12 protein-coding genes are annotated in these 15,391 nt (G+C 49.7%); 5 read left to right on the top strand and 7 right to left on the bottom strand.

Features of this window, described 5'->3' with window-relative positions:
* Positions 1-41: 41 nt before the first annotated feature.
* Entirely contained in the window at positions 42-590 is a 549-nt protein-coding gene (locus tag CWM47_RS01460; protein WP_100986026.1) for a DinB family protein, read from the bottom strand.
* A 140-nt stretch (positions 591-730) separates the two neighbouring features.
* On the opposite strand from CWM47_RS01460, the gene CWM47_RS01465 reads away from it, so the two are divergent.
* On the top strand, positions 731-1,762 hold the full coding sequence (locus CWM47_RS01465) for a S66 peptidase family protein (RefSeq protein WP_100986027.1): 1,032 nt from the start codon (positions 731-733) through the stop codon (positions 1,760-1,762).
* 84 nt (positions 1,763-1,846) lie between these two features.
* A complete protein-coding gene (locus tag CWM47_RS01470) occupies positions 1,847-2,086 on the top strand; it encodes a DUF3820 family protein (RefSeq protein ID WP_100986028.1) in 240 nt (79 codons plus the stop codon).
* Positions 2,087-2,120: 34 nt separating this feature from the next.
* On the opposite strand, the gene CWM47_RS01475 is transcribed toward CWM47_RS01470, so the two are convergent.
* The 3 genes from CWM47_RS01475 to CWM47_RS01485 all read right to left on the bottom strand — a co-directional run bounded on the left by CWM47_RS01475 (position 2,121) and on the right by CWM47_RS01485 (position 8,482).
* A complete protein-coding gene (locus CWM47_RS01475; RefSeq protein WP_240625668.1) occupies positions 2,121-4,823 on the bottom strand; it encodes a M14 family metallopeptidase in 2,703 nt (900 codons plus the stop codon).
* Positions 4,824-5,008: 185 nt separating this feature from the next.
* On the bottom strand, positions 5,009-6,922 hold the full coding sequence (locus CWM47_RS01480; protein WP_100986029.1) for a hypothetical protein: 1,914 nt from the start codon (positions 6,920-6,922) through the stop codon (positions 5,009-5,011).
* Positions 6,923-7,120: 198 nt separating this feature from the next.
* Positions 7,121-8,482 carry an amidohydrolase family protein gene (locus CWM47_RS01485; RefSeq protein WP_100986030.1) on the bottom strand — a complete coding sequence of 454 codons (1,362 nt, stop codon included), beginning with the start codon at positions 8,480-8,482 and terminating at the stop codon, positions 7,121-7,123.
* A gap of 156 nt (positions 8,483-8,638) precedes the next feature.
* Here CWM47_RS01485 and CWM47_RS01490 point away from each other — a divergent pair, with 156 nt between their 5' ends.
* Positions 8,639-9,301 (top strand): NAD-dependent epimerase/dehydratase family protein, encoded by a 663-nt coding sequence (locus CWM47_RS01490; RefSeq protein ID WP_100986031.1) that lies wholly within the window; start codon positions 8,639-8,641, stop codon positions 9,299-9,301.
* Positions 9,302-9,457: 156 nt separating this feature from the next.
* Here the strand turns inward: CWM47_RS01490 and CWM47_RS01495 are convergent, their stop codons facing one another.
* The 3 genes from CWM47_RS01495 to CWM47_RS01505 all read right to left on the bottom strand — a co-directional run bounded on the left by CWM47_RS01495 (position 9,458) and on the right by CWM47_RS01505 (position 11,843).
* Entirely contained in the window at positions 9,458-10,504 is a 1,047-nt protein-coding gene (locus CWM47_RS01495) for a LiaI-LiaF-like domain-containing protein (RefSeq protein ID WP_100986032.1), read from the bottom strand.
* A gap of 59 nt (positions 10,505-10,563) precedes the next feature.
* The gene (locus tag CWM47_RS01500) at positions 10,564-11,076 is read right to left on the bottom strand and encodes a PspC domain-containing protein (RefSeq protein ID WP_100986033.1); all 513 of its coding nucleotides are present in this window, start codon (positions 11,074-11,076) and stop codon (positions 10,564-10,566) included.
* A 131-nt stretch (positions 11,077-11,207) separates the two neighbouring features.
* Entirely contained in the window at positions 11,208-11,843 is a 636-nt protein-coding gene (locus CWM47_RS01505; RefSeq protein WP_100986034.1) for a phosphoribosylanthranilate isomerase, read from the bottom strand.
* Positions 11,844-12,276: 433 nt separating this feature from the next.
* Here CWM47_RS01505 and CWM47_RS01510 point away from each other — a divergent pair, with 433 nt between their 5' ends.
* Positions 12,277-12,615 (top strand): PadR family transcriptional regulator, encoded by a 339-nt coding sequence (locus tag CWM47_RS01510; RefSeq protein ID WP_100986035.1) that lies wholly within the window; start codon positions 12,277-12,279, stop codon positions 12,613-12,615.
* Positions 12,616-12,724: 109 nt separating this feature from the next.
* Positions 12,725-15,352 carry an ABC transporter permease gene (locus CWM47_RS01515; RefSeq protein WP_240625669.1) on the top strand — a complete coding sequence of 876 codons (2,628 nt, stop codon included), beginning with the start codon at positions 12,725-12,727 and terminating at the stop codon, positions 15,350-15,352.
* Positions 15,353-15,391: the final 39 nt, after the last annotated feature.

Below are 15,391 nucleotides of genomic sequence, written 5' to 3' on the forward strand. Positions count from 1 at the left end.
AATACAAGCCTAACCGATACGGTCGGCACTACTCCAATCTCTTAAAACAGTTTCTCATTGGGCGGCTTAACGCCTTTCATGCGGATATAGATCGTGCATTGTCCCCGGTGGTGGGTCTGGTGTTCGAAGGCTTTGGCCAGTACAACTTCTTTCGTCATTTCACGTGGCCCCATCTTCACGCTTTCGGCCAGTTGGGCTTCTGTCATGCCTTTCACTGCGTCGATCATAAAATCGTAGCTGTCCATAACAGCCTTGGTCAGAGCAGCTTTAGTTTTCAGCTCGCTCATTTCTTCCAGTTTCTTTCCTTGCATCGGATTCGGTTTTCCACTGGCCAGTGCACCAAAGTTGTAGTTGGCGGCTGTCAGGTGCAACATTTGCTCGGCAAAGCTGCGAATCTCTGGCGTTGGCTTATAGTTCACGCCATCCTCGGGCATTACATCCAGATACTCTTTCGTGTATTCCTTCGCGCGTTGCCAGTCGGCTGTCATTTGCGCGATCGTCGTCATGGGAGCAGCGGCCTGAGCAGCCGAAAATGCCCAAAGCAGGCTTACCAGGGCTAGTAAAACCCGGACAGGTAGTTTAGTGATCATTGCAGGATTTTGATTGGTTAGTAGCTAATTTTGATTTTTACTTATAAAAGTTTGCCAAAGGCATAAGCTACTGATTTGGTTTGCCCACATGCCCGTTTTCGGTTATCTTTCTGCACTGTTCTGATTCACGCACCAGCCCGATGTCTTCACGCCGTTCCTTTTTACAAGCCACTTCACTTGCCCCGTTTCTGTCGCTGACAAGCAGCCTGCCTGCCCCTCTGCCTACAATTAAACCAGACCGTTTACGAGCGGGTGATACCATCGGACTGTTTTGTCCGGCGGCTCCGGCCTATAGTCGAGAAGCGGTACAGATTGCACAGGAGTCGCTCCAGGCATTAGGGTTCAAAACGATTGTAGGGCCGCACGCCTTTGACCGGTACGGCTACCTCGCCGGGCGTGATGCCGACCGGGCTTCCGATCTCCACGCCCTGTTCAACGACCGAAACGTTAAAGCGGTGATGGCTATTCATGGCGGCTGGGGCAGTGCCCGTATGCTCCCGTTATTGGATTACGACCTAATTCAACGCAACCCAAAAATCCTGATTGGCTACAGCGACGTTACAGCCTTATTATTGGGTATTTACGCCAAAACAGGGCTGGTCACCTTTCACGGTCCGGTAGGCTCGGCCACGTTTAACGGATACACAGTCGACTGGTTTAAACGGCTCCTGATCGAGGGCGAGGCCGTTACCATGAGTAACCCCACCGACAAAGGCGACAATCTCACCCAAACACAGGATCGAATCACGACGATCCATCCGGGTCTGGCTCGTGGGCGGCTGGCAGGGGGAAATCTCACCGTGTTGAGCCATATTATCGGGTCGCCCTACCTCCCCGACTGGAAAAACACGATTCTGTTTCTGGAAGATACGCACGAAGATATTTACCGGATGGATCGAATGATGACCCAACTCAAACTGGCTGGTATTCTGAATCAGCTGGCGGGTTTCGTCTTTGGCAAATGCAGTGACTGCGGACCGAGTAGTGGTGGCTACGGCTCACTAACTCTGGACGACATTCTGACCGAGTACATTATTCCATTGAACAAGCCCGCTTATTCGGGAGCCATGATTGGACATATTAAGGATAAATTTACCGTTCCTCTGGGCATCGACGCCGAACTGGACGCCACGGCGGGCACTATTCGACTGCTGGAATCGGCAGTTGGGTAACTATTCATTTCTCCAATTTGCGAGAAACGTTGCAATTCAGTTGATTGCAACGTATGTACAACTCATCAACATACCAGAGACGACATGGCTGACGAACCCGCACAAGGCAACACCGATATTTTACGGGAATTGATTCATTATCAGATGCCCTTCGGCAAATACAAAGGGCATCTGATCAGAACGCTACCGGTTTCTTATCTGGAATGGTTCGTACAAAAAGGGTTTCCAGCGGGTAAACTGGGTATGTTATTACAAACGATGTACGAAATCCGGCTCAATGGACTGGAGTATTTGCTGGATGGATTGAGGAAGGGAAAAATGTGATCATTCTGGCGCGGGTCGCGCCAGAATGATCACATCATTTTGCTGCCGGAACCAACGGTGTTTTCCAGAACTCCGGCGCGCCATACTTTCCTTTGGCAACGTCACCACTATATAGTACCGAGTTGAGCAACACCCGGTAAGTACCCAGAGGTTGCCCGCGCCACTGAGGGCGGAAACCATGTAGAATGACATTCCCTTTTCCATGCTGAACATCCAGCGAAGCTGCGTATCCGTGTAAATATTTTTCACCCAGCAAATACCCCGACCGCAAGGGCGAACCGCCTACGGCAAACTTCGCCAGTGCCTGCCCTTTAAAGCCGTCGAGAGTGGCAAAAACAGGGCTACCTTCTACGAAGACAGCGGCCCGAGTTGGCATGCCGGCCATGACCGGGTGGGTGGCGTCGGTTTCGATTTCCAGGAGCGATCCACCCGTAAAAAAGTCTTTGCTGTTAACTCCCGCCACCACATTTTTGACGGGCAAATTCAGGGCTTCGATAGCGTAGTCGCTACTGGCGTTCAAACAAACGAGTGTGCCGCCCTGACTCACAAAACTATTCAGATTGCTGGCCCCCAACTCGCCCAAACCACCTTCGTAGGCGGGTGGAACCGAGCCTTTTGTAAATCCATCTTTGATATTTCTGGGCCGATCAGACGCAATGAGGATAACATCGAACCGGTCGTTCAGATCGCCCGCAAAAACGTCGGCATTGCTGATGTTGACGAAAGGGAATTCGAACTGTTCCAGCACCCAATGCGTCCAGCCTTCGTCCATGCTGGCCGTCCAGGGTTTGTAGACGGCAATACGAGGTTTCACCGTTGCTCCAGATGTATTGGTGGTCAGTTCGGCGGTCACGCCCAGGTCTTTTATCCAGGGCTCCAGGGTAGTTCTCCCAACTCCACTGATGGCATAGCGCTGGTTGTCTTTGCTGTACTTGACCGTTCCGCCCGCTTTCAACGAGCGGGCAATGATTTTAAAGGCATTGTTCTCGACCGGGTTAACCAGCGCTATCGTACCCGCACCGGTCAGCCGACCTTCGGGCGCTTTTATACCCGCCGATACCGGGTTCGTATCGAACCCAATACCCATCACAAAATCGGCGGGGTTGGCGTCTTTACGGTCATCGGCTGTCCAGTCTTTTCCAGTGCCCGTTACCAGTTGAATAGCTCCTTTCAGGTCGGCCGTTAAGGGCGTTGTGGCCGGAATAACATTCAGTTCAAATTGTAGCGGCAGTGTCCAGCCAGCCGCATCATACGGTTGCTCGGGTGGCCCACCCGGAAACTCGCGCAAGTCGGGATACGATTGCACATCAAGCAGTTGTTTCGTCAATTCACCATACTCCTGATTCATGGGTATGACCCAGGTGCCTTTGGGGTAGATTCGTCCTTCAAAGGCAACTTCTTTACTCAACTGACCAATGCGAATGCCGTGAAAGGCCAACCGACGCAGGAGTTCGGCAGGGCGGGCGGGGTCGCGCTGTTTTTGGGGAATGAAATAAGCGTATGGCGGTTCCTGTTCATATTTTTTGATGGTGTTTCGCCCCGCCTGATAGCGATTATAGAGGAGCACGTCGCCGTATTTAGCGGCATAATCCAGGGTAGCCAGCGAAGCCGTTTCCATATAGGCCATCGCGTCGCTGATACGCCACCAGCCACCCGGCCACGGACTCGAATATAACGACTCCACCCGAAGCTCATTTTTGTCTTTCGGGAAGTCGCGAACGGTATAAAAGTGGGGCGTGGCGTAGTTATACAAGGCCGTTTCGGTCCAGAAAGCCGGAATATTTTGCAGCACCGGCATGTAGTCGATATAGCCGGGATACCAGGCATCGAAGCCCGTACCCATGTGTGTGGCCCCTTTCTGGCCGTTGCTTTCCAATGCCTGCGCCATTGCCATACCAATCATATTCACTTCGCGGGCAATAATGGGGGGCGTCTGCGACGCAATCGGTTCGGCAAAGGGTGGCAACCAGATTCGCGTTGGAAACGGTGCCGTTTGGTGGTGAACAAAGATGATATTCGGCTCCCACTCGCGCCAGGTGCGGATCACCACCCGCGACTCGATCATGTTGAGCATATAGGCATCGCGGTTGTTGTCGTGACCAACATATTTCTGATACAGAAACGGCGGTGGGGCGATTTCGTAGGGCGTGCCAACATTGGATTTGTACCAGTCGCCAATCATCGTTTGCCCATCGGGGTTGAGCGATGGCCACAGCAGCAGAATCACATTATCCAAGATGTTCTTAATCTTGGGATCATCTGCTTTGGTGAGGATATCGTAAGCCAGCGAAATCGTGTGTTGCGCTCCGGCCACTTCCGATGCGTGCAAGCCACCGTCGATATGCACTAGCGGTCTGCCTTCCAGCGACAGTTTTTTGGCTTCTTCATCTGTCAGGCCCGCCGGATGCGCCAGCCGTTGAGCAATAGCTCGGTACTTGTCGATATTATCGAGGTTCTTTTTGGCTGAGATCAGGGCAAAATACCAGGGTCGTCCTTCGGAGGTTTCGCCCACATGCACCAGCTTAACCATGTCGCTGGCGTCGTCCAGTTTTTTAAAATAGGCCAGTGATTGTTCGTAGGTAGCGAGTTTAAAATCGGCCCCCACGGGAAAGCCAAGCGTTTCTTCAGGTTTTGGAATGGCTTTCTGCTGCCCGTTTACGAATGAACTGGTTAACCAGAAATAAGTGCATACAAGTAGTGAAATACGTTTCAGTCCGCACAGTGGGGAGATGTTCATTGATATGATTCAGGTTGTAGTAAAGGGCAATTTTATAGGGCATCTGATAACGTCAACACCACAAAAAAAGAAGAATCTTATTTAGCATTTCTATAAGACCGCAATATTTTCACAAACATACTTAACGCTTCTGTAAAATTTAATTCGGCATTACTATCAATATTCATTTTAATCTTCACTCAGCACTAATCCTTCGTTATTTTCACATTACTGATGTACGCCTTTATATTTTCCGAATCATCGCTGATGTTCTCCCAATTGATGGTGGTGAATTGAATGCCAGTTGGAATCAGGCAATATGCACAGGGTTTACCATATTTGGTTTTGAAGTCAGCGGTAGTAGCTACTTGTTTGTCATTGATAAACAGCGTCACACGATCGCTTCGCTTTTGTAAGGTCACGTGCACTTTGTTTCTGCGGTTGGTGAAAACCATTTGCGGCAAAATGGACTCTCCTCCCGCGTCCATCTGGAAATTTGATTTGTCTACCGGATAACTGATTACCTCAATTTTGACCTGCCCGCGATAGTTACTGCTAAAATTCGCTTCGTTTCCGGAGGTAACGTCTACCCGAATACTGGTAGCGGCTGTTTTACCATCGCCCCTCATGCCCCCTTCCAACGTCAACCGAACGGCCCCGCCGGTACGCGTGGTAAAGTCCGGGCTCGTGGCCAAATCATAGTCCAGCGTAAAGTTTTCGGGGAGTGGTTTTTTGAGCGTTGTCGGGTCGATTTTGTTGTTGTAGCCAATCTGCACCCAGTTGCCCGGAAAGCCTTTTAAGGTGGTCACCCGCGATGCTTTCCCGAAAGAAGAAAAAAACCATCCATTGGGTCGAGTACCCGGCTCATTATTGGCAAAATCGTCCTGAAAAAGAACGCCAGCAGGTAAAGCCGTGCCAGTCGATGCCGCATTTTTCCAGTATGCCCGTTTACTGTAGTTTGCTAACGTAGCCTTGAGCAGGGCTTCATTGACAGGTTTGTAGGGCTGCCCTTGTACCTTGGAGGGGTCAAAAAAATAGTCGTAGACGTAATCGAAGTTGAAATGCTCCGTAATGGCCCGGTACAGTTCGTACTTCTTTCTACCATCTTCTTTGGTGGCATACGGGAAGTTGATAGCGATCCACTGCGGCTGGTCCGTCAGGCATTTTTCGTTAACCGTAGATTCATAGGTGTAAACGCCATAGGCATGACCTAGCTCCTTTTCAGATGCGTCAATCTGAAACGGGTCCATAAAGCCATCGACTGTATGAATAGTGGGCTGCATATCCTGAATCACGGCTGGCTCATTCAGTTTACTGCTGTATTTTGCCCGTAAAGCTTTCAATTTCTCCCGATACGTTTTCACCTTTTCCTGTTCCAACACCATCACTTCGCCCTGGGCTTTTTCGCTGGGAAACTGGCGGGCCACGTCCTCTTTTTTCTGTTGTAGGTAGCGATCAAATGACTCATCCGACAACTGGATAAATTCGCCTTTCGTGAGCTGCCGGATCGGCAATTTATTGCCCGGCACTAAATACACCGTTAGGCCACCACTGCTTACGACAGTCAGGTACTTGTAAACGTTAGGGTGAATTTTCGGGTCTCTACCGCCAAAGTTTTTCCGAAAAGCATCACCATCCATATAGCCCTCCGGGACAAGTGTGAACAGGTACTGCGACGGGGTATTGAGGTAATAAGCCGGGTTGGCCTCAGCTATCCAATTGGCAACGACTTGAAACGGCACGCCGGTTTCGGGTTCGGGCAAGAAATGCCCCTGCTTGTCCAGTGTGCGGAAGTCAACATCAAACGTCTGAAAAAATGCACTGTACGCATGCGGGAAATATTGATCTTTTCGGGCGTAATATCGCTTTCTGAACACCCCAATGCCGCTCACGGGTGTGTAGGTCTGCTGCATCCATTGCACAAATAAGTTCGTGATTTCCTGTTGCCGGATTGAAAACGTCTGCCCTCCCGACAGCAACGGTTTTACGGGTTTATCGGCAAGGGTAAGTTTCGTAAACCAGCCAACAACGGTATCTTCAATCATTTGCTGCCTACTCGGCTGGGCAACTAAAACAGAAGTGCTAAGCAGGAGTGAAATAAGGAGTAAGCTGTTTTTCATAAATACGTGAATGCGTTAACTTCTCGCCAATTAATTCACCCGCCTGGCGCGGGCATTTGCCGCACAGGCGGCCCTGCCGTGCTTGTTAATATAGCAAGCATTCGCCTGCGTCAGTGAATACTGACTTTATATAAAGGCACGGGCGAATGCCCGCGCCAGAGGGGGCACAGGCGGCCCTGCCGCGCCAGGAAATGTACATTACTGTTTCTCCAGCTTCTTCAACTCTTTTTGGATATAATCTTTCGACAGCCAGTTCGTGCCGATCATCACGCCATCAATATTTTTGGTTTGCGAGATGTCGGTTAACGGGTTGCCGCTCAGCAATACCAAATCCGACACATTGCCGGTTTTAATGACGCCCCAGTCGGGCTTGTTCAGGTACGAAGCGACATTGACGGTGCCCGTTCGCAGCACCTCGTAGGGTGTCAACCCCGCATCGACCATGTATTTCATTTCGTGGTGAATCGAGAAACCGGGTACGTTGAAAATCTGGGGAGCATCGGAGCCCAGTAATAAATCAACACCATTTTTCTGGCATTCATAGATCAGTTTCCGGCGAATCTGAATGAGCTTTTCGGCATGTTCTTTCGAGAAGTTAGGATTAGCGAGGTAGCCTTTTTTCGTATTTTCCCAGCCTGCCACTTGCTCCGGTTTCATGTATTTCATTTCGGGGTCGTTGGTAAAGGCATCGGCCGGGAGGGGTGAAAGCCAGCGTTCGGCCAGGGCTTGCGTAGGAACCACCCGGATGTGTTTTTCGCGAAGCCCCTTCACGAGTTTGGGAATCTGCGACGCATCGGCCCGGTACGCAATCCACGACGCGAACAGGCCGGTTTCGTGCTCAGCCAGCGTGTCGGAGCGGGGAACAATGGCTTCGACAAACCCATCCATATGGTCGATGGACGAGTAGTCCGCATCGATGGCCCGCCAGACGCCCACATTGAACGACACATGCCCTACAAACGGAATACCAACTTCGTGCGCAGTTTTGGCAATGGCCGGAAACGTCTCTTTGGTCAGGCCGGGGTGCAGTTTCAGAAAATCGTAGCCAGCGGCTTTCTGCTCACGCACCATCTGGGCTCCTCGTTCGGCCGTTTTCACGGTTTGCCCGTTGAAGGATGGGCCAGTGGCATAAAAGTGCGGACCCAAAATTTCCCCGCTGTTTATTTTACTGCGCAGTTCCAGGTGTTTTGGGTGCCCCAGCATACCCCGAATGGTGGTAATCCCATTGGCCAGATACAGTATCATCACCTCTTTCATTGGCTCAATGTCGTCGATGGGCGGCACGTGCGCGTGGATTTCGGCCCAGCCCGGCGTCAGGTATTTACCTTTGGCGTCAATGACCAGGGCGTCTTTGCCGACAGTCACTTTCCCTTCGTTCCCAAGAGCGGTTATCTTCCCATTCCGCACGACCACCGTCTGATTTTCGATAACCAGCTCCCGATCCATCGGAATAACGTTTACCGATTTAAATACAATGTCACGCTGACCGTTGCTGACAAGTTCCTGCGCAGACACAGACGATGTTAAAGCGAGAAGCAGAACAAAAAGTAGACTTCGCATAGAATCAAGCGTTTAGACAAGGGAGGCAATACTGGCCGCCTATGAACTTATTCCATTTGGTTCTAATTTGGACAAGTAAAAAGCAGGTCGGTAAATTTATTCAATTCAACCTGAATAACCGACGGGCAGCCCTCCCTTGACAAAACGATTTACTACATGAAAATCAGAGCAATTATAACCGGTGCTACGGGTATGGTAGGCGAAGGCGTTATGCACGAATGTCTACAACAGCCCGATGTAGAACAGGTACTTCTAATTAACCGCAAACCCAGTGGCGTATCGCATCCGAAAGTAAAGGAGATCATTCACAAGGACTTTTTCGACCTGTCGGCTATCGAGTCGCAGTTGAGCGGGTACAATGCCTGTTTTTTCTGTCTGGGCGTGTCGTCGGTCGGAATGAAAGAAGACGAGTACCGCCATCTGACCTACGACCTGACGTTACACGTGGCCCAGACATTATCGAGGCTCAACCCCGACATGACTTTCGGCTATATTTCGGGTGCAGCTACCGACAGTATAGAAAAAGGGAGCAGTATGTGGGCGAGGGTGAAGGGAGCGACAGAGAATGCGCTGATGCGTCTGCCGTTCAAAAAAGCGTATATGTTCAGGCCGGGCTTCATGAAACCGACCCCCGGATTAAAAAATACGCTGGTCTATTATAAGTACATTAACTGGCTGTACCCCATTGGCCGGGCGCTTTACCCGGCTGGCTTTTCCACCTTGCAGGAGTTGGCACAGGCGATGATCAAGTCGGCCTCAATTGGCTATGAAAAGCCTGTTCTGGAAGTGAAGGATATTGTAAAGCTGGCTAATCGTTGACCGCACAGGCGGCCCTGCGGGATTTTAGCAAGATTTAAAGGCTTAAACAAGATTACAGAACCAAGCTGACTGTGTCAGCAGAAAGTCTTTAATCGGCTGTAGTAATCAGGAAAATCCTTTAAATCTTGCTAAAATCCCGCAGGGCCGCCTGTGCGGTCAGTAGCGCACCACCTTGAACTTTGAAATACCCCCGTTGAATCGGATGGTCATTTTCTTTTTTGTGGCATCGTAACCGGAGCTTACGAATTCTCCACCGCCTACGTCGGTAAAATCGTCCAGTTGTTCAATGTTGAGGGCTCCGTCTTTCTTAACCCGGCATCCCACTTCTTTAGGGACCCGAACGGTAACTGAAGCTGCACCAACATCCAGTTTCACATCGGCCTGATCGACTTTGGCACCCAATTTCAGGTCCAGTTCAGCTGCACCGGCACCGAGTTTCAGGCTTCTAACCGCATACGAACTTAAATCGAGATCTGCCTGCCCCGCGCCGAGGGCCACATCCATCGACCAGACGGGCGTAGCGTTCAGGTGTACATCCACCCGGTTTTGGTAGTTGCCATCTTTCAGGTCAATATGATTTTCTTCGTCTGTTGGCTTCAACTCAATGGTTGGCGTGTGGGTCGTTTCATCACGCTCTACCGACATCGAATAGCTTCCAACGGTCTGTTTGGTATCGGCTTTGATGAGTTCGCTGGTAGGTTCACTGATGATAAACCGACCTGCCCCACCCGATAATTTCAGCACAGCCTCCCGCGTATCGCCCTGCATGGATTCGGCAAAGGTGTTGGTGTGCGTCTGCGTGCTTTCGGTATCCCGGTGATCACGCTCCGACCGATACTCTTCTTCATTGTCGTTATCGTCGTCATTGCCGTTATCATCATCCGAATCGCTCTCATTGTTATTGTCGTCGTCATCGTCGTCATGATTCCAGCGCATATTGAACCCATCGCGATCCCGGTCATGCGACAGAAAACCAAAGAGCGTTGTTGGCACCGCTACGGCCAGCATCACCGTTGTGATAAACGCAGCGGGATTCCCGCGTCGTTCCAGAATCAGGTTTACGCCTGCCAGAATCAACAGAACCGGCCACAAATTCACCAGCGAATGCCAGTCTACATCTAACCAACCTGCCCGCCGGGCCAGGAAAAGTACCCCTAGCGTGAGCAGAAAAATGCCCCAGAATAATCCGTTACTTCGTTTCATAAGAAAGGATTGATAAAAAGAAGATGAATGATTTTTAACCATCCATCTTCCTTCATCATTTATAATGTTCCGTTGTTGGGGTCGTTTTGCGTTGGGTCGTTTTTGTAGGGATCGTTCTTGTAGGGATCATGTTGATTCTGATCGAACGGGGTTTTGATACGATCCCGGAAAATCAGCCATAATCCGATGGCAATCAGAATGAACGGCCACAGATCGCGGAAATTGATGTCGAAATAGCGGTCAATCAGGAACATTACGCCAAGTAAAATCAGAACAGCTCCGCCAACGAGGCTACGGTCGGGCGATGCGGGCTTATTGGGATTGTAAGGATTCATGGAGAAAACAGGGTTTGCGTAAACAGTTGATTGAGCCACAGAACCGGCAAAATGACGAACAGGTAATGCGATCCACAAGATAACATAAATGATGACAGCCGGGAAATGGGGCAGAAAAATCCCGATTACAAAAAGTACGCGTACCAACGCGCGATCGATTCCAAAATAATCGGCCAGACCAGCGCATACGCCCCCAATTTGGGCCTGGTCAGCAAAGCGTTCTAATCGTTTGTTCATGGCTTCTAGTGTCTAAAACCATTGTAAACCTAGCAGATGAACAAATGCTGTGGAAGGAGATTAGGAAGAATGGATGCGCTTATGGATGGATGTATGTTTTCAATGATAGTAGGTAATGCATAGTAGTGGTTTTAGTCCTCCTCTATCGCTTCGAGGATATCCATCAACTCCCCAAACTCCTTGTTGCCGGGTTGCTCTTCGAGTCCTCCGCTTAGGGAAATACCGCGCACGGATAGCTCATCCAGTAAACTATGAACGTTTTCGGCAGAGATACCGATTCCGAGCAGGATAGGATAACGGGCGGCATACCGCTGAAGAAGCGCTTTCAGGTCATCGTCCAGATGCACCGGGCCATTGCTCTCGAGCAGAACATAGTCGGCACTGGCTGCCCCTGTCTGCAAAAGTGTATCGAGTTGGTCGAGGGTTAGGTGAGCTATATCTATGCGTAAAATATAGCGCAGTTCATTCTCAGACTTACTGAGCGTACTCAGATAAGGAAGTAAAGCCGATTCGTCGACCTGAAGTAAATCGGGTTGGTACGACTCCAGCAATTGCTCAATCACGTCCGGGTCGGTGGATGTGGTTTCACCAACGATTTGTACACCCGCTACCCAACCGCGGATTTCGGCAAACTTCTTTGGCTCAACATAGTCTGGCGAGTCGGCATCCATCGAAAAACCGAGCATATCAACACCCATACCCGCACAATAGCGAGCATCGCTGAGATTTGTAACATTAGAAATTTTAACCAGCGTTTTAAGGGCCATAGTAGTAGGTAACTGTAAGCGGTGAATACTAGCAATATGTGACTGCGAAGTTACGGACACACACCCAATCTATTACTTGACCAATTTAATTGTTATGCTAATTGAAGGACGAGATCTTGTCTGGGCCAAGCTCTGGCTTGGCCTTGGAAATTTATTTCGCATTGCGTGTTTTTTTGTCATCCCGACCAAAGGAGGGATCTTAAAGTCGACTAATAGGCAAGTTTAAGATCCCTCCTTTGGTCGGGATGACAAAAAAACGCCCTAAATCTCACCAAAAGACGAACTCCCCCTATCCGGAATGTTCACCATCGGACAGCGGTGTACGATTTCGGACAAACCTACTTGTCCCGATAAGGCGAATGCAAGCTCAGGACAGCGTTTTTAGAACTTGGCAAAGCATTTGTTCTACAAAAGTTGATCTTATTCTTTTGGCATGAAACGAACGTACCTGGGTGAGTTTGAAGAACTGGTATTACTGACGGTTGCTGTCCTGCACGAGAGTGCCTATGGTGTTGCCATCACCGACGAACTGGACCGGCAAACAGGTCGCTCGGTGAGCATCAGTGCGGTGCATGCGGCCCTGCATCGGCTGGAAGAGAAAGGCATGCTTAAGTCGCAAATGGGCGAAGCCACCGCCGAACGGGGCGGACGACGCAAACGTCTCTTTACGGTTACGGCTCTGGGTAGCCGTGCCCTACACGACATCCGCGCTATGCGTGACCAGTTGTGGGATTCCATTTCTCCAACTGCCTTACCGGCCATTGCAGGTTAATGGAAAATGTGTAATGTATAATGTACAAAAGGGTACCGCCGGGTGTAAATCACGCTCCAAATCAATTGAATACATTTTATTATTCATCATTCATTAACCATCATTCACTATGAACATGCCGCCCCGCTGGGCCGACCGCCTGCTCGAATGGTTCTGCGCTTCTCACTTGCTGGAGGAAATACAGGGCGATTTGCACGAGCGGTTCATACGTGATGTCCAAATGGCGGGCTCTGCAATAGCAAATCGTCGTTACTGGCTCAACGTGCTTCGTTTTATACGGCCATTTGCGCTGAAACGTCAATCCGAACTATACCCTTCAGTCTCCTTATTCAGCCCGGCTATGTTACAGAACTATATTAAAATCGCCTTCCGAAACCTCGCCCGAAACAAGGCGTACTCGGCCATTAATATTATCGGTTTGAGCATTGGTCTGGCAGCGGCTATGCTGATCATGCTGTATACCAAAGACGAAGTTAGCTACGACCGCTTTCATGCGAAAAACCCGTCTATTTACCGGATCACCAGCAAATCGCTGACACCGGCTGGCATTGTTGACTACTTACAGGCATACATCGGTGTTTTTCCGGGGCCAAAATTCCACGAGGGAGTCCCGGAAATAACGGACTTTGTACGGTATCGGGAAAACCAGCTGGATATGAAACAGGGCAATGAAATAAAAAGCCAGGCCGTTCATTTCGCCGATACCAGTTTCTTTTCAATTTTCACATTCCCACTGTTAAGCGGCAACCCAAAAACCGCGCTGCAACAGCCAAAAACCGTTGTTATATCGGAGGACATAGCGGAGAAAAACTTTGGTACGACAAACGCGCTGGGCAAAACGCTGTTTTTTAAAGACTATGAAGACAAATTCGAGCCTTACACCGTGACGGGCGTAGCGAAAAAATGCCCACAAAATTCGTCTATTAAGTTCGATGTGCTTATGCCGCTGGTGATCGGGGCTGAAGAGATGGCCAATAATGAGAATTGGTTCAGTGTCTTCATGAACACGTTCGTACTGGTCAGCCCCGGAGCAAACCTGAAGGCGGTGGAGGCTAAAATGAATCAGGTCTACGTAGCCGATGCACGGGAGAGTATTAAATCAGTTACCAAAAAGTTCGGCATCATGGGCAAAACGGTGTACATGCTTCAACCGTTTACCGACATGCACCTGAGTAAAGAACTACCGGCCAGCAACGGACTTGTTGACGAAAGCAACCCTACCTTTTCGTATATTTTATCGGGCATTGCGCTCTTCATTCTTCTGATTGCCTGTATCAACTTTATCAATCTGACCGTGGCCCGCTCCCTGAAACGAGCCAAGGAAATAGGTGTCAGAAAAGTAGTTGGCGGGGCCAGAACGCAACTGATCATCCAGTTTTTAGGCGAATCGTTCCTGTTGTGTTTTGCGGCCTTTCTGTTTGCTATCGTCCTGATTGAACTGGCCTTACCAACGTTCAATCAACTGGCAGACAAATCTCTTGCGCTCTCGTATCTGTTTGACGCTAAACTGGTTGCGGGCTACTTCGCCCTGTTTATTATCACAAGCCTGTTATCGGGATTTTACCCCGCCCTCATTTTATCGGGCTACAGTCCGGTTCAAACACTGTATAGTCGATTTAATCTTTCCGGGAAAAACTACTTGCAGAAATCACTCGTAGTACTCCAGTTTACGCTGGCTTCTTTTCTGATCATTGCCTCCCTGACCATCTACTCTCAATTCAATTTTCTGACCAGTAAAGAATTAGGCTACGACGATAAAAATCTGGTAGTGATCGACAAGTCGAACATGAAACGAAGCGAAGCCAAACTACTAAAAGAAGAATTGATCAAGAGTCAGAGCATCATTGACGTCGCACCCAAGAATGGCGGCTTTTGGGGTACAACGGCTAAAATTAACGGGGAAACGCAAGTGAACTTTACCTACGAAACAGTCAACGAAAACTATCTACCGCTCTTTGACATACCGATTGTGAAAGGGCGAAATTTTTCAGCATCGTTCCCCTCCGATTCGTCGCATTCGATACTGGTCAACGAAACGTTCGTTAAAGAAGCAGGCTGGAAAAAGCCTATTGGTCAAGTCGTTGACTTCTGGTTCAAGAATGAAAAGTACACCGTCGTCGGCGTCGTGAAAGATCATCATTATCAGTCGTTGAGCGAGAAAATAAAGCCGCAACTATTTACCATGAGACAAAGCAATGACTATGGTAAGGCGTTTATTAAAATCAAACCGGGTACAGAAACGGCCAGTCTTCGGCACATCCAGAAAGTCTTTAAACGGCTATTTCCCCTTAACCCCTATTCGTATAAGTTTCTGGATCAGGAAAACCTGAAACGGTACGAGTCGGAGGCCAAATGGAAGCAGATGATGCTCTACGGAGCCATCCTTACCATCTTTATTTCCTGCATCGGCCTGTTCGGGTTAGCCACCCTTTCGGCCGAGCGACGCACGAAGGAAATCGGCATTCGGAAAGTACTGGGTGCTTCGGTTGGCAGCGTTGTTCAGTTGCTGTCGACCGACTTCCTGAAGCTGGTTTCGCTCTCGTTCATCTTCGCCTTCCCGGCCGCCTGGTATGCTATGCAGGAATGGCTTAGCAACTATCCTTACCGCATCAGTATTGGCCCCTGGATGTTCATCGCCACCGCACTTATTGCGATTTCAATTGCCTTTCTAACCGTTAGCGGGCAGTCGTTACGGGCCGCCATGATTGATCCGGTGAAGAGTTTAAAAGCGGAGTAAGTGTAGTGCCGGCCGACTCGGTCGGGTGAATAGCCTATT

It is taken from the genome of Spirosoma pollinicola, assembly GCF_002831565.1.
In the GTDB taxonomy this organism is placed as follows: Bacteria; Bacteroidota; Bacteroidia; order Cytophagales; family Spirosomataceae; genus Spirosoma; species Spirosoma pollinicola.